Source organism: Neisseria sp. P0009.S007, assembly GCF_051962515.1.
Genome location: NZ_JBQCVF010000261.1, coordinates 1 through 1,795, shown reverse-complemented (window position 1 = coordinate 1,795; position 1,795 = coordinate 1). Strand labels below are relative to the sequence as shown.

The 1,795-nt window shown below is 54.7% G+C and carries 1 protein-coding gene; it reads right to left on the bottom strand.

The genetic code is table 11. The features are described from left to right. The coding region (gene carB / locus ACTHS3_RS12260) for a carbamoyl-phosphate synthase large subunit (RefSeq protein WP_440368062.1) at positions 1-1,795 on the bottom strand (1,795 nt) is incomplete at both ends.

The window sequence follows — 1,795 nt, the reverse complement described above, 5'->3', positions numbered from 1 at the left end:
GCTTCGCCGCCGGCGATGGTGGTGTATTGCGGTACGCGTTGGGTGAGGGAGGTGCGGCGGATGCTGTGGCTGTCGGTAACAGATTGCACTGTGCTGCCGACAGTGTTGACCACCAGTGCGATTTCGCCGTTTTTAATTGCGTCCACGATGTGTGGGCGGCCTTCCTGCACTTTGTTGACCGCTTGCACGATGATGCCGTGTTCTTTCAAGTATTCGGCGGTACCGCGAGTGGCGCAGACACCGTAGCCGAGTGCTTGGAAGTTTTGTGCGGTTTTGACGATGAGCGGTTTGTCTTCGTCGCGTACGGCGAGGAACACTTTGCCTGTTGTGCTCAAGCGTTCGCCTGCGCCGAGTTGGGCTTTGAAGTAGGCTTCGCCGAAGCTTGCGCCTACGCCCATGACTTCGCCGGTAGAGCGCATTTCAGGGCCGAGAATGGTGTCCACACCCGGGAATTTGATGAATGGGAACACGGCTTCTTTAACGGCGTAGAAGTCTGGGATAACTTCTTTTTCCACGCCTTGCTCTTTCAGCGAAATGCCTGCCATCACACGCGCGCCGACTTTGGCAAGCGGTACGCCGGTGGCTTTGGATACGAACGGTACGGTACGGCTGGCGCGTGGGTTTACTTCCAGTACGAAGACCACGCCGTCTTGTACGGCAAACTGTACGTTCATCAAGCCGACCACGCCCAGTGCATATGCCATGGCTTTGGTTTGACGGCGGATTTCGTCTTGAATTTCTTCGTCCAATGAGTATGGAGGCAATGAGCAGCCGGAGTCGCCGGAGTGGATACCTGCTTGTTCGACGTGTTGCATAATGCCGCCGATCACGACTTCTTGGCCGTCTGAAACGCAGTCTACGTCCACTTCGATGGCGTTGTTCAAGAAGAAGTCGAGCAATACAGGGCTGTCTTCGGAAACTTGTACGGCTTCGCGCATGTATTTTTGCAACTCTTCGGCAGAGTGAACAATCTGCATGGCGCGGCCGCCAAGTACGTAAGAAGGACGGACAACCAACGGATAACCGATTTCTTCGGCTTTAACGAGGGCTTCTTCTTCGTTGTGGGCGATGCGGTTAGGCGGTTGGCGCAAACCTAAGTCGTTCAACACTTTTTGGAAGCGTTCGCGGTCTTCGGCGGCGTCGATGCTGTCGGCAGATGTGCCGATGATGTTCACGCCGTTTGCCACCAAGGCATTGGCCAGCTTGAGCGGGGTTTGACCGCCGTAATGCACAATCACGCCCCATGGGTTTTCAGTGCGGACGATTTCTAATACGTCTTCCAAAGTCAGCGGCTCGAAGTACAGGCGGTCGCTGGTGTCGAAGTCGGTGGACACGGTTTCGGGGTTGCAGTTGACCATGATGGTTTCAAAACCGGATTCGCGCAGAGCGAGTGCGGCATGAACGCAGCAATAGTCAAACTCGATGCCCTGACCGATGCGGTTCGGGCCGCCGCCGAGAATCATCACTTTTTTACGGTCGGAAGGACGGGATTCGCATTCTTCTTCGTAAGTGGAGTAGAGATAGGCGGTTTCGGTGGCAAACTCGGCGGCGCAGGTGTCGACGCGTTTGTAAACCGGATGCAGGTTCAGTGCGTAGCGGTGTTCGCGGACTTCTTTTTCGCTTACGTTCAACAATTGTGCTAAACGTTTGTCAGAGAAGCCTTTGCGTTTCAGACGGCGTAAAGCGGCATAATCCAAGTCTTGCAACTGGCCGTCTGAAACCGATTTTTCTTCTTTTACCAAGTCTTCGATTTGCGCCAAGAACCAAGGATCGATGGCGCAGATTTCGTGGATTT